Source organism: Mucilaginibacter sp. KACC 22773, from assembly GCF_028736215.1.
Classification (GTDB): Bacteria; Bacteroidota; Bacteroidia; order Sphingobacteriales; family Sphingobacteriaceae; genus Mucilaginibacter.
In genome coordinates this window covers 2,861,239-2,886,415 of sequence record NZ_CP117883.1, presented here as the reverse complement: position 1 = coordinate 2,886,415, position 25,177 = coordinate 2,861,239, and the positions used below count along the sequence as shown (strand labels likewise).

Annotated in this window: 14 protein-coding genes; 5 read left to right on the top strand and 9 right to left on the bottom strand. The window is 44.7% G+C overall.

Features of this window, described 5'->3' with window-relative positions; translation table 11 throughout:
* Positions 1 to 62: 62 nt before the first annotated feature.
* On the bottom strand, positions 63 to 1,124 hold the full coding sequence (locus PQ469_RS12130; protein WP_274213199.1) for a sensor histidine kinase: 1,062 nt from the start codon (positions 1,122 to 1,124) through the stop codon (positions 63 to 65).
* Between the two features lie 96 nt (positions 1,125 to 1,220).
* On the opposite strand from PQ469_RS12130, the gene PQ469_RS12125 reads away from it, so the two are divergent.
* From PQ469_RS12125 to PQ469_RS31385, 3 genes are all read left to right on the top strand, one after another.
* Positions 1,221 to 1,376 (top strand): hypothetical protein, encoded by a 156-nt coding sequence (locus tag PQ469_RS12125; protein ID WP_274213198.1) that lies wholly within the window; start codon positions 1,221 to 1,223, stop codon positions 1,374 to 1,376.
* 22 nt (positions 1,377 to 1,398) lie between these two features.
* Complete coding sequence (locus PQ469_RS12120) at positions 1,399 to 2,592, top strand: hypothetical protein (RefSeq protein WP_274213197.1); 1,194 nt, start codon at positions 1,399 to 1,401, stop codon at positions 2,590 to 2,592.
* A gap of 294 nt (positions 2,593 to 2,886) precedes the next feature.
* Positions 2,887 to 3,132: a helix-turn-helix domain-containing protein gene (locus PQ469_RS31385; protein WP_147051838.1), complete on the top strand. Its 246-nt coding sequence runs from the start codon at positions 2,887 to 2,889 to the stop codon at positions 3,130 to 3,132.
* A 181-nt stretch (positions 3,133 to 3,313) separates the two neighbouring features.
* Here the strand turns inward: PQ469_RS31385 and PQ469_RS12115 are convergent, their stop codons facing one another.
* Complete coding sequence (locus tag PQ469_RS12115; protein ID WP_274213196.1) at positions 3,314 to 3,637, bottom strand: hypothetical protein; 324 nt, start codon at positions 3,635 to 3,637, stop codon at positions 3,314 to 3,316.
* A 5-nt stretch (positions 3,638 to 3,642) separates the two neighbouring features.
* Positions 3,643 to 4,983, bottom strand: coding sequence for a hypothetical protein (locus tag PQ469_RS12110; RefSeq protein ID WP_274213195.1), 1,341 nt, complete (start codon positions 4,981 to 4,983; stop codon positions 3,643 to 3,645).
* 218 nt (positions 4,984 to 5,201) lie between these two features.
* Here PQ469_RS12110 and PQ469_RS12105 point away from each other — a divergent pair, with 218 nt between their 5' ends.
* Together PQ469_RS12105 and PQ469_RS12100 are read left to right on the top strand one after the other, a co-directional pair.
* Entirely contained in the window at positions 5,202 to 5,801 is a 600-nt protein-coding gene (locus PQ469_RS12105) for a class I SAM-dependent methyltransferase (protein WP_274213194.1), read from the top strand.
* Positions 5,802 to 6,055: 254 nt separating this feature from the next.
* Positions 6,056 to 6,643, top strand: a complete 588-nt coding sequence (locus PQ469_RS12100; protein WP_274213193.1) for a ComF family protein — start codon at positions 6,056 to 6,058, stop codon at positions 6,641 to 6,643.
* 1,440 nt (positions 6,644 to 8,083) lie between these two features.
* On the opposite strand, the gene PQ469_RS12095 is transcribed toward PQ469_RS12100, so the two are convergent.
* The 6 genes from PQ469_RS12095 to PQ469_RS12070 form a co-directional block, all read right to left on the bottom strand.
* On the bottom strand, positions 8,084 to 8,569 hold the full coding sequence (locus PQ469_RS12095; protein ID WP_274213192.1) for a hypothetical protein: 486 nt from the start codon (positions 8,567 to 8,569) through the stop codon (positions 8,084 to 8,086).
* An 8-nt stretch (positions 8,570 to 8,577) separates the two neighbouring features.
* Positions 8,578 to 14,112 (bottom strand): DUF8696 domain-containing protein, encoded by a 5,535-nt coding sequence (locus PQ469_RS12090; RefSeq protein ID WP_274213191.1) that lies wholly within the window; start codon positions 14,110 to 14,112, stop codon positions 8,578 to 8,580.
* A gap of 50 nt (positions 14,113 to 14,162) precedes the next feature.
* Complete coding sequence (locus PQ469_RS12085; RefSeq protein WP_274213190.1) at positions 14,163 to 17,441, bottom strand: RHS repeat domain-containing protein; 3,279 nt, start codon at positions 17,439 to 17,441, stop codon at positions 14,163 to 14,165.
* Positions 17,442 to 18,268: 827 nt separating this feature from the next.
* The gene (locus PQ469_RS12080; protein ID WP_274213189.1) at positions 18,269 to 18,445 is read right to left on the bottom strand and encodes a hypothetical protein; all 177 of its coding nucleotides are present in this window, start codon (positions 18,443 to 18,445) and stop codon (positions 18,269 to 18,271) included.
* A 375-nt stretch (positions 18,446 to 18,820) separates the two neighbouring features.
* Positions 18,821 to 19,267: a hypothetical protein gene (locus PQ469_RS12075; protein WP_274213188.1), complete on the bottom strand. Its 447-nt coding sequence runs from the start codon at positions 19,265 to 19,267 to the stop codon at positions 18,821 to 18,823.
* Between the two features lie 2 nt (positions 19,268 to 19,269).
* Positions 19,270 to 25,158 (bottom strand): DUF8696 domain-containing protein, encoded by a 5,889-nt coding sequence (locus tag PQ469_RS12070; protein ID WP_274213187.1) that lies wholly within the window; start codon positions 25,156 to 25,158, stop codon positions 19,270 to 19,272.
* Between the last annotated feature and the right edge of the window lie 19 nt (positions 25,159 to 25,177).

Genomic DNA, 25,177 nt, shown 5'->3' with positions numbered 1-25,177 from the left:
TACGTATTGCTTTAATATATTGACCGCGTGAGCTTCATCATCAATTATAAATGTGGTAATTGTCATAATGGTATATTTAGTTCGGCTTCGAAAAAACCGTCATCTTCCCTGGTTGAAAGCGTATAATCCGGTCCGTAAGTAAAGTCGAGGCGGATCCGGATATTTTCCAAGCCTGTACTTCGTAACCTTGCGAACGGTATTTTTGCTTTTGATCGGTTACTGGTCAAGAATTTCAATTTGCCGGGCTGATTTAATACCAGTTTAATCGTTGCCGGATAATCCCGAAGATCCCCATGTTTGAATACGTTTTCAACGAGCGTAATCAATACCATTGGAATCAATCTCTGGTCAGCTATTGCCCCGTAAACCGAAAATTCGACCTTATTTTTATGCTCAAAACGAGCCTGGCTGATCCGGATCAAATTATGGATCTGCTCCACTTCACCGGCCAATAATATTTTGCCATCCTTATCGGTTTCTTCCATCCCATATCGCATCATATCAGCCAGTAGAATGACATTTTGGGCGGCTTCCGGTGAATTATTATAAACCAGGCTATGAATAAAATTCAGGGAGTTGAAGAGCAGATGCGGGTTGATTTGCTGTTTCAACAATGCGTTTTGTGAACGGGCCAGGCTGGCTTCGAGGGTGAGGTTATCGCGCGCGGCCATTAATTGTTTGATTTCGGCATCCTTAGCCTTTCGTTCAAAGACAGAAATATTAGAAGCTGCCCAAAATAGCGTGGCCAGCGCAGCAAAAAACAGGTTCCTGTTGAAGTCGAGCGCAATGAATTGCCTGATTTCCGAAAACATCAACCCATTTCCATTGCTATATAAATAATCCAGCAGCAGCTTAATCGCCAGGAATACTAGCGTTTCCAGGATAATGAGCAACAAAACCTTAAAAAACCTCGCCCTGATCAAATGCCTTGTCCGGTTTAATATGATCATGTGCGTATAGAAAAGTAATACGTTTACTAAAAAATAGGAAAAATACCTCTCCAGATACAACTCTGAAATGGCAAAATAAACAGAAGATAGTTCATAAAAAATGTAAAAAAACCACCAAAGCAGGTGGTAGAAAACCACCCTGTACTTATGAAACTTCATAAAATCAACTTTCATTAAGAAGTTCATTTTTGGTGTAATTTTCCAGGGGATTGATGTAATAAAAATATCCTTCTTCTTATAAAATATTAATATAGTAAAAAAAATAATATTATGAAAACCAACAACATTAAATTACCCAAACAAACCGTAACACGTCGTTTTAACTTTGTTAACGATTCACAAACCAACACAGTTCAAACTTCCAGCTCCAAAACCGATCCTACAAACACGTGTACTACTTTATTTACCACAACGCATTACGTTTAACCGGTCATCTTAAATAGCAATTATGCTGAGCGCAAAAAGTGTTTTTTCTGATAAGGAATCTTTCCATCACCTCCATTTATTAAGTGAACTGGAAAATTTATTGACCGGCAATTACACCGACGACATTTTAAAAAAGTTAGATGAAGTCATTGTAAAAGTCCGGGCCTCCTGGACTTTTACAGCTTTTTCTGCTTTAACGGAACCCGCAATGCGGCGATATTTTACTCACCAGTTATTGTTTATTTCGGGCGCGCCGGAAAAGTACTTTAATAATCGCAGCCAAAGACTGGTTGAAAACCGGTTAACTCATTCCATCATCACCGAAAAAGTCTGTTTATTGGCCGACGACTTGTTGACCTATTACGGTAATTACCCCGACAAAACGATCCCCGTTGCTATTAGTTACAGGCAACACTATACCAAAAACTTAAAAGACACCGGTATAAAAATTTGTAACGCGCTGGAAGATTCACCTGTTAAACCCAAAATCACTGAATTTTTAAAACGGTATATAGAGGATATGACGGATGATAAAAATGTTTCCTGTAGTTTGTCACAATTGGTTTATTTTAAGCAGGTAATTGATGAACTAAGCACGATCATTCCTGATGCAAATTCCGGTAATTTCCCTCAACTCGTTTATCAAAAGCTGATAGCACTGGAGTTAAACCAGTTTGACGTACTGGTTGTACAACAGGAGGAAATCCTTAGGGAAATATCAGGTAAGCCCAAACCAAATCAATTATCACTTCTTAAACACTATACCGAGCTTTTCAGCTACCTATCAAAAGGGGAAATTTCACGATATGATGACCGGTGGCCACCTTTATCCCAAATCCTGTCAGACTGGTTGCAGGAAGTAAAAGAAAGTTTAGAACCTGCAAACCACCCATCGCCGTCACACCAGGCAGCCAATAACAAGCGCCTGAAACTTGAGTTTTCAGTCTCCCATCTTGCCTGCCTGATCAGGCTGTTCTTTAAAGAACACCTTATTAACGCTGTGCCCCTTACTGAAATTTTTGATTTTTTCGCGGAAAACTTCAGCACGAAAAGGCAGGAATTCATATCCGCACACGGGCTTAGCAAGGAGTATTATAGTAAAAACCAGGTTACTGCAGCGGAAATGAAAGCGATTCTTCAAAAAATGATCAGCAGAATTAACCAGGATTATTTCCCGGTAGTGGCTGCAATAGGTGTAACAATTTTCTTTCGCTGAGAAAAGCAGCAAGTTCTCCCAACCATGCATAATTAAACCCTGTCCTGTTACCAAGCTCCTCCGGGTTTAAACTGGTAACGTCCTTTAACGTTACGAACCCCATGGCGACGCATTTCGATTTGAATTCTTCACTCAATTCCAGTTCCAGTATCAGAAGATCCATTTGCACCGAGATAAAATCTTGTCCCATTGTTCCTTGCGGGTAATTTTTTTATTTTCTTAGGCTAAAATATTAAATATCGCCGATATATCGGCGTATAATTCAAACTTTAATATTTCATTTTCGGGGTTGAAATGGCCAACCGAAATGTTGAGGCAAATAAGATAATAGGTATCAGGTTGCGCGACGAGCGTAAATCCAAGGGAATATCACAGGAGAATTTGTGGGCTATTTCAGGGATCACCACTTCGCAAATCAGAGAAATTGAGAAAGGCAGAGGAGACCCGAGGTTAAGTACCATGGTTGAGCTTGCTAAAGCACTCAATGTCTCCATAGACGTACTATTGCCACCCAGCACATACCTAAATAAAGCAGGTTAGGTTAGTCCGGAAAAATCAGGTGCCAATTTAACATATCAACCGGCCCTTTATTCATCTGTACAACCCTCGTTCTTTATAGGAATTTGGCATAACAGATAATACGATGCCAAATAAAAAGGGGAACTGGTTGGTTCCCCTTTTTTGCATAAATTTTTTGAGCGATAGTAATATTTACCAAAAATTATTTTTCAGGCTCTTTATAGGGTAGTTTAAACCTTTCATTGTGGAAGATCATTTCTCCCCACTCCCAGAATCGCCAGGGTTTGATGGTAAAGGTTCGATACAGTTTATTGTCGCCCTGGTCTTTCTCCGGGTGTTGACAAAGAAAATACCCATAAAGTCGTTGACATCCTAAAAACGACTTTCCCTTTCCACCTTCCTCGTTATAGGTAAATGACCCATCGATATTTGAATATGTGAAATCTTCCTGTAAAAAAAAGGTAAAAAATGGCAAGTTGCCTATAAACACAATGCAGAGTATTACAATAATAATTTTCGTCTTCATAATAATTAGATTGTTGGGTCACATGATCCTTTACTGTTTGGGGTAGTACCTCCTTTTGCGTTTACATTCGGTTTACCATCTAACTTTTCTATGTTATATCCTAATGTAGAGGGTGCCATTGTCTTATATTCATTTCCATCCGAATCGTATCCGGCAGTCGTTGATGCATTGGGTAAAACAATCCCGCCCTGTTGAACAGCATTATTTACAAAAGTCGTGCAATTCATCGTTATTATATCGTAGGTGGACGGTGGATTTGAAATATATGTCGCAATTTTTTTAAACTGATCGGCAGTTACACTATAACTTATGCTTGCATTATAGTTCAAATCGCCCCCATTATTGACAATTTTCGATGGCGCGTGTGATTTATCCTTTCCGCTTGCGTCAGGATAAAATCCTACAACCTGAGTAATTGACTGGTTTCCATTTGATTTTGTAAGTCCGATAGCTGTATGTCCTACCGAGTTTGGACCAATGTTAAAGGTCGTGCCAGGCCAAGGTTCTTGTACATAAACAGTTATGGTCAATTTAGCGCCGTTATCCGGAATATTATCAAAACAAATCATCAGGTTTTTAGGGTTTACCTTGGGATTATTTTCACCCGGCAGATTGGATGCAGCGGGTGCCGCGCCCGCACCGGAAGAGCTGCCACCGCCTGAACCTGCTGCTGCTGTTCCCGGGCCCGATCCGTCACCGCCCCCGCCAGTTAATATGCCTGATGACCCGTCATCTATAATTTCATTTTGACGAATTTTTTCTGAATAAACTACCACATTCCCTTCGCTGTCTATGTAGTTATCATCTACCCACTGGCAGGTAGTGATCACCTGGACGTAATTGGTATGTAAAGTATTCCCGGAACTATTTGAAGGTTGCGGCTTGATTAAACCAATCGCTTTTCCACCCGAATAAATATATCCGGAAAGTAAGCGATAGCTGCTGTCAAAAGTGAAAATTTTGCCGGTAAAGTCCGCTTCTGTTACTTTTTGCTTTTGCTGCAGGTAAAAAGCATCCGGGATTATTTCGAGCATATGCTGGTTAATAGCCCCGGTAGTATCCCTGAAAAATGCGACACGCCTGTATCCCAACTTCAACTGGTTGTAAACAGGACGGCCGGCCAGGTCAACAAGCCAGTAAAGATTTTTGTTCCGTACTACCTGCCTGGCCGTTTTCCATTCCAACGTGTTTGTCGTATCGGAATGATACCAGGTTTTGATCTCCTCTAAAGTTAATGCAGCTGTGCTGGTTGTTTTTCCGGAATTAACAGCCGGTAAATGCCGGTCTTTTTGACATGCTGAAACCAGCATGATCAAAATTACGGTCATTGTTATTTTTGTTTTCATAGGTGATGGTTTTACCACAAATTACGAAGCAATTTTCCATTAGTAATTTGATTCAAATCAAATAATTCTATTTTTTTTATACTTACAATTGCCAGGTTTTTCAATACAATCCGGATACTACCGGAATTTTCGTCACCGTTGATGAGGACTTTCAACAAGAACTTATCATCGGCATCATCAAAATTAATGTTCAATTTGGCTTAAATAAATTTGCATCTATGTCCGATAATGACAATTCCGCCATCTTCAATTATCACCGCAGCGTGATAGCCTGGCATGGCAATAAAAGTCATGGGGCTCTTGGCTGGACAGACCTCGATAGCCAGTTATTGCGTTTCAGCATATTGTCTGAAATGGCCGATTTCGGGGGTTGCTCCATATTAGACGCAGGCTGCGGACATGGCGACCTGCTTGCTTACCTGGTACCACTTTACGAAGGGATTACCTATACCGGCGTAAAACAAATACCTGAATTAATGAAAGAAGCGCAATCCCGGTATGGTGAATTATCTCATGTCCATTTTCTGCAGGCTGACTTTATCAATGATGAATTGCCGTTATCGGATTATGTGCTTGTCAGCGGATCATTAAACTATTATTACAGCGACCCTGATTTTATTTATCATGCGATCAACAAATTGTACCAGAGCTCGAAAAGTGGCCTCGGCTTTAACCTACTCAGACAAATTATCCCAAACGGTCTCCTGGCATCCTATGAACCCCAACAGATCATAAACTTCTGCGGTACAATTTGTCCGAATGTGCAACTGAGAACAGATTATAGCCCGGAAGATTTTACGGTTTATATGTACCGTTAGCGCGGCAGACAAAGGTCAGTTCTATCCAATATGACACCGAATATTAAGTTCAGAAATCCATTATTTAGCTCAGGGAAAACAATGAACCCGATAATTCATTTTATGATTATTGTTTCATTTGAGCATTAAACAGCCTGGCTATGCAACTGATGCAGCGTAAATTACGGTACCAGGACAAGATCAACTTTCAATTGTACCATTTATGTTATTATTTCTCTGCCCCATCGTTTTGGGATAATGACCGTAAACAGGTTTTGGAATTTAAAAACAATAAGGAGCGCACAATCCGGACGTTTATTTCAGAAAGCATCAATAATCTCCTGTTGCACCAGATGAGCCGGGATTTGGTAATTATCCGCGCACTTGGCAGTAATGAATTGGAGGCTGATAATCCGGCTGAAAAGCCGCTGGACCGTTTGGGTAACAGCCTCGCAGCAACTTTTGGTTGTTATTATTTGCCGCAAATCCTGCATAAAAGAAAGGCCACCAAGCCTATTAAATCACTGAATCTGACTAACCGCCAAAAGATGCTGGCCGATGTTTATGAGGTAAAAAAAAATGTCACTAATCTCAACCGTCGTAAAGTGCTCATCCTTGATGATGTCGTTACCACCGGTGTAACTTCCTGCGCTATAATCAGCGCTATTCTAAAAGCTTTTCCAGCTGCAAAGATCAACGTGTTTTCTCTCGCATGGACGCCTACTGTTAACCAGCAGACCTATTTGATGGATTTACAAAGCAGGTCACTTCATTTTAGCGAACCTGGGCCTGTTTACGGGAAAATAAAAAAGGAAACAGATGAGGAATTTGAAAGGGGCAGAACAAATGTTTCGCTCTTTTAAGGGTATAACATCTCTCTCCTACACTAATTAAACTTCGCCGCTTTGCGTCCTTGTTTACCGCTACTAATCTTGCGTTCGATTTATCATTTTAAACGTGCTATTTTTACCAAAATGCCAGTATTCTGCTGAAAACATAGCTGGTTTTGTCTTTCTTATGCTGTTTACGCCAGGCTTGCCATCTTTATTAAAAATAAATTACGGTCGTCGGAATGCTTTGGGTCTACCAGTCATTGTATGAATATTTTACACCTCATAAAAGTTATACATTTAAAAACTCACCGGTTTCAAGCTATTTTTAAGTTGTAAAAAAAACATTCATTAATAATTCACGATAATTTAATATTATTACACCTCAAGCAGGCACCCGCCTGCATTGTGATAAGGTTTAGGTTTAAGTCCCCGGCGGCGAGCGCTTAGGGGACTTTATTTTGCCTAGCCCGCCAAAACACCCACTGCTTTTGCAATATATTGAGATGTAGATTTTTTAACTTATGCCAATAAAAATCTGTTCCCCGGTAGCCTTGATAATTGTAATGCTAAATTCCGCTACTCTATATTCACTTTTATGTCACCATTCTATTAGTTCCATTGGTTGACGCTGGCGCAATAAGGTACCTCCGAATGTTTCGGGCAAAATAAATGGATAGCTTTTAGTGGCATCGTCAAGGAATCCGATACAAATACGTGTAAATAACTTTAGCAGACCAGCGTATTGGTCTTTTTTTCAGTGCGGTGAAAATTGGTTGGGACATAATCTTTTAGCGATTCCTCACTATTGTGCCATAAGTTCAAGTATGAGAAAAAGGTTACAGGGGGAAATAAAAAATTATGATGGGAAAAGCCATTAAAAACACACGATTTACCCAAGTGCGGGTAAGTGTTAATCAAGACGATAATTTCTGAAATCTTAACTTTAAATTCAGAGAAACTTTTGAATTAGATTTCTTCCAGCCGATACTGAACGCCCGAGGGTCAGTTAAAATAAAGTGAGCTGGACACGGCCCACTGTTTTGAGCTTATAGGTACGCTTCAATTTCACATGCCCTGTCTTATCCTTGTATTCTCCTCTACCGTGCGAAGCAACCGTTGGTACTCTGCCAGTTCTCATCTTTGCTGATCGTTGCAAACTATGTTCCGGCATCATAAAATGCAGGCGTGCCCCGTGTAAGCACCCCGGTTCTGCTGACCGTATAATGGGTAACTTTACGGCCGCCGTCATCCCGCGCTGGTCGTTGCAGGAAAAGCTACCAGGTCATTTGCCATTCGTAAACGTCATATCGTTCGGGGAGCCCTGCCAATGGTAAGCATAGTTCCATTGCCGCCTTTCGCTGCTGTTCCCGTAAAAGTTGCTATTGCGTTATAGCTGATAGACTGTGTCGCAGGCGTGATCGTGACGGTTGCCCGCTGCGGGTAAACCGTCACGATAGGACAACTGGGAATTTAATTATGCTCAACATCCAGAATTAGAGTATCCAAATTATGAATGGGAATTACATTTCTTAAACTATCTGCAAGCTTTCTTATGTCCAACGTTCTCTTATGCGCCATTGCTATACTATCTGCAATCCTAACTTTATTTTGAATTATGGTTAGATCGTCATAAATTATATGAATTCTTATGTTTTTTAAATGAATTTTGTTTAAATCAACACTTGCCGTTTTTGAATTAATTCTTATTGTTAAAAGATTTCTTTCGTTGGAATCAATCGAGAAACGAGTAATTAATTTAGGGAAATCAGTATGCAAATCGTTAACATTAATAATAGTATCAGATATTTTTTTATCATTTATCAACACATTTAAATGACATAATTTTATATTTAACGTACCCGATGCATCCATTAGAAGTGAAACCATTTTTTTTTTGCCAGCAGAATGACACCCTATAAATAAAACTAAACCAACCATGATATATATCTTCTTCATAGCTTAAACTATTGGTTATTTATTATTGGCATTAAAATATGCATTCCGTATTTCCTGTCGCCTCTATAAGGACGGTTATTCGTTGTAGTGCTATTTGTTACTCCGTTATTTTGTCGGTTAGTTATTATAGCCCTGTTAAAGCCATGATTCAAATTGTATAGGGTATAGTTTAAGTAAATAGATTTCATTTCAAAGCTAGTAAATTTATTCCCTTTATACATTCCTCCATTATAGTCCATCGGGTCACTTTTATTTCCTTCGAAATGATCTATAAATCCGAATTGGTGACCTACCTCATGATAAGCTGCGTCAATATTAGTTTGTGATCTTCCCTGATTTTCAATATAAGAAAGTCTTTCAAAAGGTCGATTTGTAATACCCGCAGCAGGTGTTACGCCATCTGACGATAAGCCGTTAACCTTATCGACAATTGCAACAACGTTATCAGTTTTCCCTATATCATCTACAGAATGAGCAACACTAAATTGGGCATCAATTGTATAAATTACGGTTTTTACTGTTCCGTCGGCATTGTTGGTAACTTCTGAACTGGAAGAATTATTTAACATTGAATTTAAACCGGATGCCACTGCATCCGCACCTCCCTGTTCCGTTACATCAATAACTTTTCCTGTAATATGAGTTGTATTGATTGTGTATGTATTTCCATTTTTATCAGTTCTTGTAGAAGTTGTGGTCCATACCGAATCACCATTCATATCAATATGTGAGATAGGATTAAGAGCCCCGTATTGGTAGGGAGTCATTGAAGAATATTTTTCAGCATAGGCATCCATCGTACCAAACCTAGCAATAGCCGGATCATAGAACCTTGCACCATAATCGTACTGACCTGTCTCGTCCTGCAATTCCTTTTTATTGTAAAGATAATGATTCGTTCCCGGAGTTCCTGCAGCAGAACGCATGCCGAACGGATAGTAATCATCCGCCTGCAATAACACTGCTTTCAGCGTAACTGGGTCCTTGTAGAACGTCACGCGGGTATTGCCCAAATGGTCGGCCAGGTCATATTCATAACGGTAGGTGCCGTCCGTCCGTTTCGAGGCCCGCCCCTCTTCCGTCTGGATAAAATCGAGTCCGTGCGTCCCGCTCAGGTTATCATACTGGATGCCCGATATGTAATCCGTCGTCGTTGTTCCGCTTACCTTTCGGAGCTTGTCCCCTGCCGCATCATAGGTATAGGCGATATTGAAAGCCCCGGTACCTGTTTTAACTACGGTAGAAGGCAGGTTCAGCAGGTTATAAGTGAGCGTCGCCCCGGTGCGGCCATCTGTTGTCACATTACCGCTGTTAGGATCATAGGCATAGTTCACGCTGGTCAGCCCGCTTACGGATTGCAGCTGGTTAGTCCCTGCAATATAGGTATAACCGTAGGCTGTATTGGCATCACGTTTTAATGCCTGGATATTCCCCCCCTGGTCATAGCTGATACCGCTTTCCGACATCGGCCCTGATACTCCCGAGATCACCCGGTTCATGGCATCGTAGGTATAACTGAATGTTTGTGATGAGGGTTGCTGATAAGTGTACCATTGCTGGCTGGATATATTGCCGTTGTACTGCGGCGATGAGCCGCTGTTATAGCCCAGCTGCATCGCGAACATCGACTGTGCTGTCGGCGCGGTCGCAGGGTCGTTGATCTTGCTCAGCCAGCCCCGCTCGTTATAAGCGTAACCGGTCTTTTGCAAAAAGTAGCCGCCGAGGTCTTCGCTGCCCTGCTTTTTCGTCCACAGCTGGCCAAGTTCGTTATAGGCCTGCTGCGACAACAGGACATTAGCTTCACTGTTGATCTGCTCATAGGTTTGCTTTTTACGGCCCAGGTGATCATATACATACGTATTGGTTATGGTGACCGCCAGCCCCGCCGTGGTATAGTGCTTCCGTGTACTTGATGTTAATGCGTTCGTAAAATCATAATGATTAGTCACCACATCATAATTACCCGTATTCGGGCTACCCCCGCCAAGGTTGTGCTGCTTGTATGTTTGCAGTACCCTACCGAAGCTATCATAATAGGTTACCGACCAAAGGCCGTAAGTGGCCCCTAAAACGTATTGCTTAATGGCGGTTACTGAACCTTTGGGCAGCGCTATCGCCCCTGCCGGGGCCGTGGTAAAGGCCGGGGGCAAACCTGTAATATTACTAAAGGTGTAATCATCGTAATAATTGATGCCCAGGTAAGTGGTGATGGATGGATAACTGCTGATCGTATAACCGGTCGTTGCATCAGCGGTGTTCCTCACATCCCATTGGGATGCACCGTAGATATTAGCCTGCAACGTAGCTTGCGGATATGCGGATACATCCGTCCACAAACCTGTTATGATCACCCGGCCAAGGCCGTCATACTTCATCACCGTCCACTGGTTGCTTGTCCGCTGCACCGCGTCCTGGCTCAGCACCACCTGGTCAAGCCTGTTGTAAACCATGTATTCCCAGCCTTTGCCCGGTATCTTCTTCTGGATCATCCTGTTCCGCTGATCGTACTTATACTGGTAACAAAGGTTGTTCAGCACACCGGCCGCAGGTACGCCGCTTAACATGTCTCCGCCAGCCAGCGGCGGAAGCACGAAGGCCAGGTTACCCAGGTCATCGTATACATAATACGTCGACAGCATTTCTGCTGACGTCACCGCATTCACCGTTTTCAGGTTATAGGTACGCTTCAATACCACATGGCCTGTCTTATCCTTGTATTCCTCTACCGTGCCGAAGCAACCGTTGGTACTCTGCCAGTTCTCATCTTTGCTGATCGTTACAAACAATGTTCCGGCATCATAAAATGCAGGCGTACCCCGTGTAAGTGCCCCGGTACTGCTGACCGTATAATAGGCAGCTTTACGGCTGCCGTCATCCCCGCTGGTCGTTGCAGGGAAAGCTACCAGGTCATTTGCCGTGTATACTATCTTTGACGTGTGGCCTGATATGCCATCTGTCGGCTGCCAGGCTGCACCAGCAGACCCTTGTTCTGTTACCCGGTTCAGTGGCGAAGCCTCGAACGCAGTTTGTGCAAAGGACGGCGTGATACTCCCGCTTACCGGAATCTGGGTTACGCCAGGCGCATTCCAGGTACCACCGCCCGGCGTATTGTAAAACGAGGCCTGGTCCGCAATTGCAGTGCTCTTGTAACTGCCGTTACTATTTGCCGCTGTTGCCACATATGGAAGGTATTTTGCCGCCTCCCGCCCAAACGGATCGTAGACATTAGGCACCACGATATCCCTGTTCGAGGGGCTTGCCTTGACCTGTACCGTTTGCAGCGGCCTGCCCAGCCCGTCAAAGTATTGGATAATTTGGTTGACATCGCAGGTACTGTAACCTGTACCGAATGTCTGCATTTGTGTCCGGGGAACAGACATGGTGATATAATTCTTATCTGCGCTCGGGCTTGATCCCAGCGCCACACATTCCGTTATCGTCACCGTAGCTACATTACTATTCACTGTTGCACCATTGCTGGTTACCGAAACCCGAAAGTATTTGGTCGAAACAAGTACGTCGGGATTGTAGCTGCTGCCTGTTGCCGTATTGATATTGATAAAAGTTATATTATCCGCCGAGATCTGCCACTGGTACGTGAACGTACCATTTCCACCAGACGGCGTACAGGTTAATACGCCTGCTGCAGCATTCGGAATGACCATCTGGCTGGCCGGCGAAATTACTGCGCTTAACTGCGGGTTAACCATCACCGTCGCTGACGCACTGTTCACCGTCACACCGTTGCTCGTTACCGCCCTGCGGTAATATTTCGTTGCCGTCAGGGTACCGCTCGTATAACCCGTACCTGTTGCGCCGCTGATATTCGTAAATGTCGTATTGTCCGGTGAACTTTGCCATTGGTAAGCATAAGTACCGTTGCCGCCCGTTGCTGCTCCCCCTGTTAAGCTTGCGGGTGTATTGTAGTTAATCGCCTGCGTCGCCGGGCTGATCGTTCCGGCTACAAGCTGAGGGTACACCGTTACCGTCACAGAGTTGCTGTTTAACGGTTGGCCATTACTCGTTACCGTCCTGCGGTAATACGTCGTTGTAGTCAGGCTGCCGCTCGTATAGCTGACACCTGTTGCGCCGCTGATATTCGTAAACGTCGTATTGTCCGGTGAACTTTGCCACTGGTAAGCATAAGTACCGTTACCACCCGTTGCTGCTCCCCCTGTTAAGCTTGCTGGTGTATTGTAGTTAATCGCCTGCGTCGCCGGGCTGATCGTTCCGGCTACAAGCTGAGGGTATACCGTCACCGTCACAGAGTTGCTGTTTAACGGCTGGCCGTTGCTCGTTACCGTCCTGCGGTAGTAGGTTGTTGCCGTCAGGCTACCACTCGTATAGCTGACACCCGTCGCGCCGCTGATATTCGTAAATGTCGTATTGTCCGGTGAACTTTGCCATTGGTAAGCATAAGTACCGTTGCCGCCCGTTGCTGCTCCCCCTGTTAAGCTTGCGGGTGTATTGTAGTTAATCGCCTGCGTCGCCGGGCTGATCGTTCCGGCTACAAGCTGAGGGTACACCGTTACCGTCACAGAGTTGCTGTTTAACGGTTGGCCATTACTCGTTACCGTCCTGCGGTAATATTTCGTTGCCGTCAGGTTACCGCTCGTATAACCCGTACCTGTTGCGCCGCTGATATTCGTAAACGTCGTATTGTCCGGTGAGCTTTGCCACTGGTAAGCATAAGTACCGTTACCGCCCGTTGCTGCTCCCCCCGTTAAGCTTGCTGGTGTATTGTAGTTAATCGCCTGCGTCGCCGGGCTGATCGTTCCGGCCGTTAGCTGAGGGTATACAGTGACAATAACCGAACCGCTCGTTGCCGATGAACCGAAACCGGTCGACACGATCCTGTAATAGGTTGTCGACGTCAAAGCCGGCGGCGAATAACTCAACGATGTTGCGCCGGACACTACTGACCAGTTACTGTTATCCGGGGAGCTTTGCCACTGGTAAGTGAAACTGCCGTTGCTGCCTGTTGCGGCTGTTGCCGTCAGCGCTGTCGATGGTGCGCTGTTGTAATTAGCTGCCTGGCTGGAAGGACTAATTGTGCCTGATACCGTCGGGCTGTAAACAATAACACCCAGCGGGTAAGTAGAACCTGTCTGCCCTACAGAGTTATAAGCGTAACAGTTGATCGTAAAACTACCGGCATAGTTCGCCGGTACTGTCAATGTTCCCGTTAAGCCTGACGACGACATCATCACGTTATCGTCCGTCGCTACCCAGGAATAGCCTGTCGCCCCCGATGCTGAGGTCGTCGTATACGTTGCCGTAATCGACGATGCACCGCTCTGCAGCTGGATCGGGCCCGATATCGGGCCCGGGGCACCGGGTGGGTCCGTCGGCTGAACCACATTAGGGCTCACCGTACCTTTTTGCCCGTATGCCTGATTAACGGTAAATATAATTCCCATGACTAAAAACAGCCGAAGCAACGCTTCAACCTTTAGATGTAGCCGCCTGGATAGCCGGTGTACAAGGCTTATAAAAAACTCGCTGTTTAACAGGTTCGCCTGTTTGGTAGTGTGATCATGCATATCGTGATAATAGAAAAAGGTCGTTTTGGTACTTTGTTCAGGAACTTACTCTAGTTATTGGCGTAATGGTAATCCATGTGCTTAATAATATTACCGTCTTTGTCTTTGATGTTCAACAATCGCTGAAAGCTGTCATACTCATAATAGGTAACCAGTCCCTTGGCGTCGGTACTGCTGGTAATACCCAAAATAGGATTGCAGGTAAATGTACTTACCTGGTAAGTACTACTGGCCATTAAAGGTGTTAAAAAGCTTTTAACCTGCGCATCTGTTGGTAAAATGTTATTCTTGAAGTTTTCAACAGCGGTTACTCCCCCCAGGGCGGAAACGATGTCGCTGTAAACAGCGTTTTCAACTTTCGCTATAGGATATCGGCCCGCATAACTCCATATATAACAGGTTCTTGGCCCCAGGTCCTTCCCGGTTTCAACCTCGTTCCCCTGATTGTCGTACGTGTAGTAATGCAGTCTTGGTTCATATGCATTAATCCCTGTTTTCGAGCTGACAACGTTGGGCGCAATAACAGTTCCCCAGGCCGCGTAATCTGTCTTGACAGAGTTCAGGAAATTGGATAACGAGTTTTTATAATTCAACTGCTCTACAACAGGCCCCCAGATATGCCTGGTGTACATGTCCGTATATGGTTGTTGCGACGAAAAGTCCGAGGGATATTTGTATACCGAAATAAAATTATCACCCGAACTGGTTAACATCGTTTTTTGTGTTACCAACTGATGCTCTAAGTTACCGTAAACATAACTCGTTGTCGTCGTTACCGGCTTCAGCCCGTTCGCGTCAAACTGGATTTCATCCGTCTCAATTAACTTGTTCAAGCGGGACGGATAATAGTAATATTGTATACCCTTCCAGACCGTTGAGGAGTTTGAGTCTTTGTTATAAGTTGCGACTCTGGCCCCTAGGACGTCAGTACTATGATTTATTGCCGAATTGCTTCCATAATAATCATCTTTGTAAGCATTGGTCAGGCTTCTTATCAAGATATAACTCCCACTGACCTTGCTGTAGGTAAGTTGTTGCAATAAGGAGCCACGTCTCCACGATTGAGAAACTGTCGGCACAAACGGAAAACTGACTCCGGAAGATTCATTGATCGGGATGGTATTATTTACGTAGTCATCCTTATAGCAACTCGGCGTACTCGAATTGACCCCTAAAAAATCAAGATAACCCAAACCATATACGGGGCTACCGGAAGCGGCCGCATAAGATGATATGTAATCAACCGGCACCGAGTACAAAAACTCAGTTTTTCCTCCGGTCCCTAATTCATGGGTCTGAGTGTTCTGGCCATTGTATACGGTGACCTTACTATAAGCTACGCCATCGTCGTCCCCTGCTATCCTTGAAACAGCAGTTCTTGTGGTTACGATGTCCGGTGCGCCATGATTATAAATCATCTGGTAATCATACTTTGGAATTGTGTTCAGCGTACCTGAAGAATTAGAAAACGAATCCAGGTATTCATAATTTTTATCAATGGTATTACCGGCAACGGGGTCGTTTATAATCGTTTCCTTTACCCTGATACCACCTGCCGATTTGTATCCCGGGTTCATATATTGAATACCAGACATGGTAAAACTGTAACTTCCTGTTGTGGTTGCATCACTCGCCAGTGCCTGACTGGTTGATGTGTACTTGCAGATACGAAGGATATAATTGCCATTAGGCAACCCAACATTATCAGACCCGCTTTTGGTTGTACCATCAACAATTATCTGCCCTGAGGAAGAATAAACAGGATTCTGAAGATCGGTCGTTTTAAATATTTTAAAGAATAAATTGGTTTGAGGATTTGATGCCGAAATAGGCACGGCATTGCCCGAACAGGTTGGAGGCGTGCCAGGAGGAGCGTAACCCTGGAAATTTATTTTGAAGGTTACACCATTGGCCGAATAGTTATTTACGCTAAAGTTGACCTCCGGTGATACATTGCACGGCGATACTGCCGCTGCATAATTGAGATATTGGGGAGTAAAGTCCAGTTGGTTGTAAGATATGTTTATTCTGTTACCCTCGTAAATAAAATTTGTATATCCACCCGTTGGATAAGTTATCTTGATAAGCACACCCGCCTTCGCATAATTTTCATCAGGATTCCTGTCAGCACCATTCGTAAAAGACGGCACTCCATTGACAAATCCATTTTGATACCGGGGAATAAGCGTAGTATTGGAACTCTTCCCGTTGTAATAGCCCCAGTGGTCGATTGCTTTGGAAGTCAGTCTGTCGGGTAACCAAACACCATTTTCATATGTGAACAGGTATGGCGGTTTAGCCTGGCTACTATTGTCAACTTCCTGAATACTTTTAAGTGACAGCCTAAGCGTCGTGTTTGCAGTAGTTGTTGCGGTCGCTGGTGTCAGACTACTAAATTCGACCATGCTGCCATCTCCAAAATAGTTATAGCTTAAATTAAATCCTTTAATTAGGTTATTATTGGTGTCCTTTATTTGGATGCTACTAAGTATTTGACTTCCTTTGAGATCGTGCCTAAAGGCCCCAGGCACGAAGCTGATCGATCCGCCTGAAAAGTTAATTTGCGAAAGTCTCATTGCCTGGCTTTGTGTGATGGTTATATTTGAAAAGGAGTTCCAGCTGACCACATCGCTTACTGTTTCAGAAATAAATTGCTGATTTTCGGTTGTGTAAGATTGATAACTTAATGTTATATTATCCGCAGTATTGCCCGTAGCGGACTTGATAGCTGTCAGATACCAACTGGTACAATAATTACCCCCTGGACTTGGCAATGAGCTGAAAGCCTGGTCGAATATCTTATATTCGTATACAACTCCACGTGGATCAGTAATAGTCCAATTGTCGAATCGCCCACTTACCCTATTCACTGTAATTTTAAGATTGGTTTGAGGCATCTGGTGGACGTTCCCGCTTTGATCGAGTACAAACTTTCCTGATCCGGCAGGACATGAATAGCTAAAAACATCAGGTTCCCAATCGGGACTGCCACCTTCCGCACTGTAATAGGTATCATAGGTATAATCATTGGGACAAATGGGTATGATATTGTTCGTGCTTGCGAATCCTGAGGTCGCATCGTCCGGAGATCCTTTTACTGTTCGTGTTATTTGACCTCCTGCCATTAGAGCCCAGCTTGCACCAACCCATGAAGGCGTTTCTTCAACCTTAATTCCGCCTGCATGATAGTTTAATGAAATAGGCAAGGAAATATCCCGTTGCTTAATATTCCATATGGGAACACTAATTTCAGGAATGCCCCTATAGAGGTCTACCGGCTGATCGATAAATTTTTCTAATGCCGCCGCTTCCGGGGGCGGGGGGATCACATTTGTAAAAGAAAGCTGAGCATTTGCTACCTCAAACCGAGACAGAAAAAAAAATAGAAATAAAAGACAGAAGTTTGCTTTTGAATTCATTTTTGAGTTATATGGTTTTTTATTATTAAAATTTAATTTCAATTAGACAGATCCAAGTGAATATGCTTCCGCCGAAGCCGGATCTCAATTCGAGCTACTTTTGTTGGTTCTTATTAATTAGTCAATTCCTGTGCAATTAATTACAGGTGGGTAAGCTGTGGGCGTGGCAATGATTGAAAATAGACATCGTTCGTTTTCGAAATCTAATTTTTAATCAACAAATCAAACCAGCACAATTGAAAACTCTTAAAGGAAAAGAATAATTACGTTGTCGGCGACCGTTGACTTTCTGAAATTAGAAGCTTGATACTTTATAAAGGACAGTGTTTGGGCGGTATTTTTCTTCATTTTGTTGTGATTGTTTAAGTTCCTTAAAAGTATCATTTCAAAATGAAAAATCAAATGCATTTATAATATTTTTTTCAATACACCTGTATTTAGCTTCCGGTAGGTTGCCATCCTAGCTGATTAAACTATTGCACGGCAACAAAACATTAATCTACTATCATTTATTACTTTCGGTTATATACACTCGGCGTTTTATATAATGCCCGTTCCTGTTTTTTTTTGTTACCCGACCCATCGCGCTGACACAAAACAATTTACAGCGTAAAACAGCAGCAGAGCAGCGTTTTTACCAATGTTTCATTGAGCAAGTTAGTATCCCGCAAAGTAAACGCGGCTTGTAAATTTTCAAGAACAGATTCGCTATATCGGCACCTCGTACCTCGTATGTTTCAGTTGTCTTTAATACCTGATATATTAATAACGGTAACACCGGGTTCGACCGTCCCTGTATGCAGATTATCATCTGTAGCAACATATTGAGGCGCAACCCTTTCTACTTCATTTATTGCTTTATCGAAACCATAACCAACTCCTCCAACTACTGATATTTCATCCCCTTGTTGCATTTTGCCATCTCTTGTTATATCTTCAAAACATGACCGACCTCCAACGAAATTTGAAAAGTCACTTCCTAATTATTCAGAAAATGGATTTTGTTAATTTTTAAATCCTTTCCATCGTGTCGTTCAACTAACTCCCCATATCGATCAGAGGCTGACTATCGATAGGGTAACCAATGAAACTGTATAGTGACAACCATCTTCATGTAATTCATTTTCAGATACAGCTCGGTTTATTTTGAATTAATTTAGATTCGATTTAAAAAGTTCATTCGGATGCAATCTCTCCCCAAAAAGCTATTTACCAAAATTCTTGATATTCAAATGCTTCAGTCATAGGCCAACTCTCCATTCAAGTGCGAGGAACTGAGGAAAGCCCTTTCAAAACTTTCTTCTCTGCTTATCAAATTCTATTTTTTCATTCGTCCTAATTTTAAATGCTCGGTCATTTGAAGCATCCCATTTATCTATATTTTTTAATTCTTCTTCTGTAGGATTGTAAAATTCAAAAAAAACTCCATCGGGCGAAGCCGTCATAACTCCCGTGAGTTTTAGCCTCTCGGACAATATGTTCCCATGATAATCGTATGGAATAAATTTTGTATTATTTATATCTTTAATACGAATATAACCCATCCTTGATGAGTCACTAAATTTAATAGTTCCTATCCCATCACTCTTCGATGTAGAGTCTTTTGTTAATCTGATAAAATACCACCCACTTTTATGGGAGTCTATAAAAATGTTCACAGTTTTAACACTTGAAACAGAATTACAATTACTAAAATAGGCTAATGCCAAAAAGATCACAATTGTCATTTTTTTCATTATCATTTATCATTTAAAATAACAGAACCTGGTGTATTACCTATTTTATTGGTTTCCTTATATCGTTCATTTATCCTTTGATAATCATCAATTGCCCGCATTTCTCTTTGAGCCATCCTGATAAGAAAAGGTTGAAGACTCGGATTAGAAGACTGCAATGAAGTGACAGACCAAAACCTTGTCGCATGACTTCGAATAAAAGAATCCTGTTGATAGCGATACCAATTTACTCCTGCTACATTCATACTCACCGAAGGATAAGTCCCGTGCATAAGATCGATATTTAAGTTTCTTTTCTGGCCAAATGATATTACAAATTCCTGATTCACGTCCACATTTTTGCCAATTACCTTTAATCCTGCTGTTTCGATGGGAGGGGTTGTAACGTGAGCGAATATCATCAGGGAATATTCGCCGCTAGATGACCCGGCCAAATATCCTGATCCTTGTTGAGTATTTAATTGTCCGGGCGTATTAACACCGTCGAGGCCGGGCGCATTAAAAGTCGCCCCGACCGTTCTCCTATAATCGACCGTGAAGTTTGAGAAGCTGCCGTCTTCTTTGTAATTCCCTGTTATTGAAATACTCGTTGTTAACTTATCGCCGGCCGCAGCTCCAGATACCTCTTCAGGTAATGGTAAATCATTTGGAGTATTAATATAGCTTGTTGTTGTAATAGTTAACGTACTTCCGATGTTGGAGTAGATCATATTGTCTTGAGTAAAGGCTTTATCTTTGGAATTGTTCCAAATTATCCCTCCATCACTACCCCTAAACCAATCATTACCATCAGGATCGGTAATTTTAATGGGGGAATTTGTGACATAGTTATAAGGCGATAATGGGTAATATTTCTCAGTTAAGGCATCCATCGTTGTCCATCTAGCAATAGCCGGATCATAGAACCTTGCACCATAATCGTACTGACCTGTCTCGTCCTGCAATTCCTTTTTATTGTAAAGATAATGATTCGTTCCCGGAGTTCCTGCAGCAGAACGCATGCCGAACGGATAGTAATCATCCGCCTGCAATAACACTGCTTTCAGCGTAACTGGGTCCTTGTAGAACGTCACGCGGGTATTGCCCAAATGGTCGGCCAGGTCATATTCATAACGGTAGGTGCCGTCCGTCCGTTTCGAGGCCCGCCCCTCTTCCGTCTGGATAAAATCGAGTCCGTGCGTCCCGCTCAGGTTATCATACTGGATGCCCGATATGTAATCCGTCGTCGTTGTTCCGCTTACCTTTCGGAGCTTGTCCCCTGCCGCATCATAGGTATAGGCGATATTGAAAGCCCCGGTACCTGTTTTAACTACGGTAGAAGGCAGGTTCAGCAGGTTATAAGTGAGCGTCGCCCCGGTGCGGCCATCTGTTGTCACATTACCGCTGTTAGGATCATAGGCATAGTTCACGCTGGTCAGCCCGCTTACGGATTGCAGCTGGTTAGTCCCTGCAATATAGGTATAACCGTAGGCTGTATTGGCATCACGTTTTAATGCCTGGATATTCCCCCCCTGGTCATAGCTGATACCGCTTTCCGACATCGGCCCTGATACTCCCGAGATCACCCGGTTCATGGCATCGTAGGTATAACTGAATGTTTGTGATGAGGGTTGCTGATAAGTGTACCATTGCTGGCTGGATATATTGCCGTTGTACTGCGGCGATGAGCCGCTGTTATAGCCCAGCTGCATCGCGAACATCGACTGTGCTGTCGGCGCGGTCGCAGGGTCGTTGATCTTGCTCAGCCAGCCCCGCTCGTTATAAGCGTAACCGGTCTTTTGCAAAAAGTAGCCGCCGAGGTCTTCGCTGCCCTGCTTTTTCGTCCACAGCTGGCCAAGTTCGTTATAGGCCTGCTGCGACAACAGGACATTAGCTTCACTGTTGATCTGCTCATAGGTTTGCTTTTTACGGCCCAGGTGATCATATACATACGTATTGGTTATGGTGACCGCCAGCCCCGCCGTGGTATAGTGCTTCCGTGTACTTGATGTTAATGCGTTCGTAAAATCATAATGATTAGTCACCACATCATAATTACCCGTATTCGGGCTACCCCCGCCAAGGTTGTGCTGCTTGTATGTTTGCAGTACCCTACCGAAGCTATCATAATAGGTTACCGACCAAAGGCCGTAAGTGGCCCCTAAAACGTATTGCTTAATGGCGGTTACTGAACCTTTGGGCAGCGCTATCGCCCCTGCCGGGGCCGTGGTAAAGGCCGGGGGCAAACCTGTAATATTACTAAAGGTGTAATCATCGTAATAATTGATGCCCAGGTAAGTGGTGATGGATGGATAACTGCTGATCGTATAACCGGTCGTTGCATCAGCGGTGTTCCTCACATCCCATTGGGATGCACCGTAGATATTAGCCTGCAACGTAGCTTGCGGATATGCGGATACATCCGTCCACAAACCTGTTATGATCACCCGGCCAAGGCCGTCATACTTCATCACCGTCCACTGGTTGCTTGTCCGCTGCACCGCGTCCTGGCTCAGCACCACCTGGTCAAGCCTGTTGTAAACCATGTATTCCCAGCCTTTGCCCGGTATCTTCTTCTGGATCATCCTGTTCCGCTGATCGTACTTATACTGGTAACAAAGGTTGTTCAGCACACCGGCCGCAGGTACGCCGCTTAACATGTCTCCGCCAGCCAGCGGCGGAAGCACGAAGGCCAGGTTACCCAGGTCATCGTATACATAATACGTCGACAGCATTTCTGCTGACGTCACCGCATTCACCGTTTTCAGGTTATAGGTACGCTTCAATACCACATGGCCTGTCTTATCCTTGTATTCCTCTACCGTGCCGAAGCAACCGTTGGTACTCTGCCAGTTCTCATCTTTGCTGATCGTTACAAACAATGTTCCGGCATCATAAAATGCAGGCGTACCCCGTGTAAGTGCCCCGGTACTGCTGACCGTATAATAGGCAGCTTTACGGCTGCCGTCATCCCCGCTGGTCGTTGCAGGGAAAGCTACCAGGTCATTTGCCGTGTATACTATCTTTGACGTGTGGCCTGATATGCCATCTGTCGGCTGCCAGGCTGCACCAGCAGACCCTTGTTCTGTTACCCGGTTCAGTGGCGAAGCCTCGAACGCAGTTTGTGCAAAGGACGGCGTGATACTCCCGCTTACCGGAATCTGGGTTACGCCAGGCGCATTCCAGGTACCACCGCCCGGCGTATTGTAAAACGAGGCCTGGTCCGCAATTGCAGTGCTCTTGTAACTGCCGTTACTATTTGCCGCTGTTGCCACATATGGAAGGTATTTTGCCGCCTCCCGCCCAAACGGATCGTAGACATTAGGCACCACGATATCCCTGTTCGAGGGGCTTGCCTTGACCTGTACCGTTTGCAGCGGCCTGCCCAGCCCGTCAAAGTATTGGATAATTTGGTTGACATCGCAGGTACTGTAACCTGTACCGAATGTCTGCATTTGTGTCCGGGGAACAGACATGGTGATATAATTCTTATCTGCGCTCGGGCTTGATCCCAGCGCCACACATTCCGTTATCGTCACCGTAGCTACATTACTATTCACTGTTGCACCATTGCTGGTTACCGAAACCCGAAAGTATTTGGTCGAAACAAGTACGTCGGGATTGTAGCTGCTGCCTGTTGCCGTATTGATATTGATAAAAGTTATATTATCCGCCGAGATCTGCCACTGGTACGTGAACGTACCATTTCCACCAGACGGCGTACAGGTTAATACGCCTGCTGCAGCATTCGGAATGACCATCTGGCTGGCCGGCGAAATTACTGCGCTTAACTGCGGGTTAACCATCACCGTCGCTGACGCACTGTTCACCGTCACACCGTTGCTCGTTACCGCCCTGCGGTAATATTTCGTTGCCGTCAGGGTACCGCTCGTATAACCCGTACCTGTTGCGCCGCTGATATTCGTAAACGTCGTATTGTCCGGGGAACTCTGCCACTGGTAAGCATAAGTACCGTTGCCGCCCGTTGCTGCTATGCCAGTTAGCGTTGCTGTTGCGTTATAGCTGATCGACTGTGTCGCCGGGCTGATCGTTCCCGCCGTTAGCTGCGGGTACACCGTTACCGTCACAGAGTTGCTGTTTAACGGCTGGCCGTTGCTTGTTACAGTTCTGCGGTAGTAGGTTGTTGCCGTCAGGCTGCCACTCGTATAGCTGACACCCGTCGCGCCGCTGATATTCGTAAATGTCGTATTGTCCGGTGAACTTTGCCATTGGTAAGCATAAGTACCGTTGCCGCCCGTTGCTGCTCCCCCTGTTAAGCTTGCGGGTGTATTGTAGTTAATCGCCTGCGTCGCCGGGCTGATCGTTCCGGCTACAAGCTGAGGGTACACCGTTACCGTCACAGAGTTGCTGTTTAACGGTTGGCCATTACTCGTTACCGTCCTGCGGTAATACGTCGTTGTAGTCAGGCTGCCGCTCGTATAGCTGACACCTGTTGCGCCGCTGATATTCGTAAACGTCGTATTGTCCGGTGAACTTTGCCACTGGTAAGCATAAGTACCGTTACCACCCGTTGCTGCTCCCCCTGTTAAGCTTGCTGGTGTATTGTAGTTAATCGCCTGCGTCGCCGGGCTGATCGTTCCGGCTACAAGCTGAGGGTATACCGTCACCGTCACAGAGTTGCTGTTTAACGGCTGGCCGTTGCTCGTTACCGTCCTGCGGTAGTAGGTTGTTGCCGTCAGGCTACCACTCGTATAGCTGACACCCGTCGCGCCGCTGATATTCGTAAATGTCGTATTGTCCGGTGAACTTTGCCATTGGTAAGCATAAGTACCGTTGCCGCCCGTTGCTGCTCCCCCTGTTAAGCTTGCGGGTGTATTGTAGTTAATCGCCTGCGTCGCCGGGCTGATCGTTCCGGCTACAAGCTGAGGGTACACCGTTACCGTCACAGAGTTGCTGTTTAACGGTTGGCCATTACTCGTTACCGTCCTGCGGTAATATTTCGTTGCCGTCAGGTTACCGCTCGTATAACCCGTACCTGTTGCGCCGCTGATATTCGTAAACGTCGTATTGTCCGGTGAGCTTTGCCACTGGTAAGCATAAGTACCGTTACCGCCCGTTGCTGCTCCCCCCGTTAAGCTTGCTGGTGTATTGTAGTTAATCGCCTGCGTCGCCGGGCTGATCGTTCCGGCCGTTAGCTGAGGGTATACAGTGACAATAACCGAACCGCTCGTTGCCGATGAACCGAAACCGGTCGACACGATCCTGTAATAGGTTGTCGACGTCAAAGCCGGCGGCGAATAACTCAACGATGTTGCGCCGGACACTACTGACCAGTTACTGTTATCCGGGGAGCTTTGCCACTGGTAAGTGAAACTGCCGTTGCTGCCTGTTGCGGCTGTTGCCGTCAGCGCTGTCGATGGTGCGCTGTTGTAATTAGCTGCCTGGCTGGAAGGACTAATTGTGCCTGATACCGTCGGGCTGTAAACAATAACACCCAGCGGGTAAGTAGAACCTGTCTGCCCTACAGAGTTATAAGCGTAACAGTTGATCGTAAAACTACCGGCATAGTTCGCCGGTACTGTCAATGTTCCCGTTAAGCCTGACGACGACATCATCACGTTATCGTCCGTCGCTACCCAGGAATAGCCTGTCGCCCCCGATGCTGAGGTCGTCGTATACGTTGCCGTAATCGACGATGCACCGCTCTGCAGCTGGATCGGGCCCGATATCGGGCCCGGGGCACCGGGTGGGTCCGTCGGCTGAACCACATTAGGGCTCACCGTACCTTTTTGCCCGTATGCCTGATTAACGGTAAATATAATTCCCATGACTAAAAACAGCCGAAGCAACGCTTCAACCTTTAGATGTAGCCGCCTGGATAGCCGGTGTACAAGGCTTATAAAAAACTCGCTGTTTAACAGGTTCGCCTGTTTGGTAGTGTGATCATGCATATCGTGATAATAGAAAAAG

Bases quoted from the DNA above. Each gene is read 5' to 3' on its own strand.
- PQ469_RS12105 (WP_274213194.1), top strand. From the start codon at position 5,202: ATGTCCGATAATGACAATTCCGCCATCTTCAATTATCACCGCAGCGTG.
- PQ469_RS12095 (WP_274213192.1), bottom strand. From the start codon at position 8,569: ATGAAGAAGATATATATCATGGTTGGTTTAGTTTTATTTATAGGGTGT.
- PQ469_RS31385 (WP_147051838.1), top strand. From the start codon at position 2,887: ATGGCCAACCGAAATGTTGAGGCAAATAAGATAATAGGTATCAGGTTG.
- PQ469_RS12070 (WP_274213187.1), bottom strand. From the start codon at position 25,158: ATGCATGATCACACTACCAAACAGGCGAACCTGTTAAACAGCGAGTTT.
- PQ469_RS12130 (WP_274213199.1), bottom strand. From the start codon at position 1,124: ATGAAAGTTGATTTTATGAAGTTTCATAAGTACAGGGTGGTTTTCTAC.
- PQ469_RS12115 (WP_274213196.1), bottom strand. From the start codon at position 3,637: ATGAAGACGAAAATTATTATTGTAATACTCTGCATTGTGTTTATAGGC.
- PQ469_RS12125 (WP_274213198.1), top strand. From the start codon at position 1,221: ATGAAAACCAACAACATTAAATTACCCAAACAAACCGTAACACGTCGT.
- PQ469_RS12110 (WP_274213195.1), bottom strand. From the start codon at position 4,983: ATGAAAACAAAAATAACAATGACCGTAATTTTGATCATGCTGGTTTCA.
- PQ469_RS12075 (WP_274213188.1), bottom strand. From the start codon at position 19,267: ATGAAAAAAATGACAATTGTGATCTTTTTGGCATTAGCCTATTTTAGT.
- PQ469_RS12120 (WP_274213197.1), top strand. From the start codon at position 1,399: ATGCTGAGCGCAAAAAGTGTTTTTTCTGATAAGGAATCTTTCCATCAC.
- PQ469_RS12090 (WP_274213191.1), bottom strand. From the start codon at position 14,112: ATGCATGATCACACTACCAAACAGGCGAACCTGTTAAACAGCGAGTTT.
- PQ469_RS12080 (WP_274213189.1), bottom strand. From the start codon at position 18,445: ATGCAACAAGGGGATGAAATATCAGTAGTTGGAGGAGTTGGTTATGGT.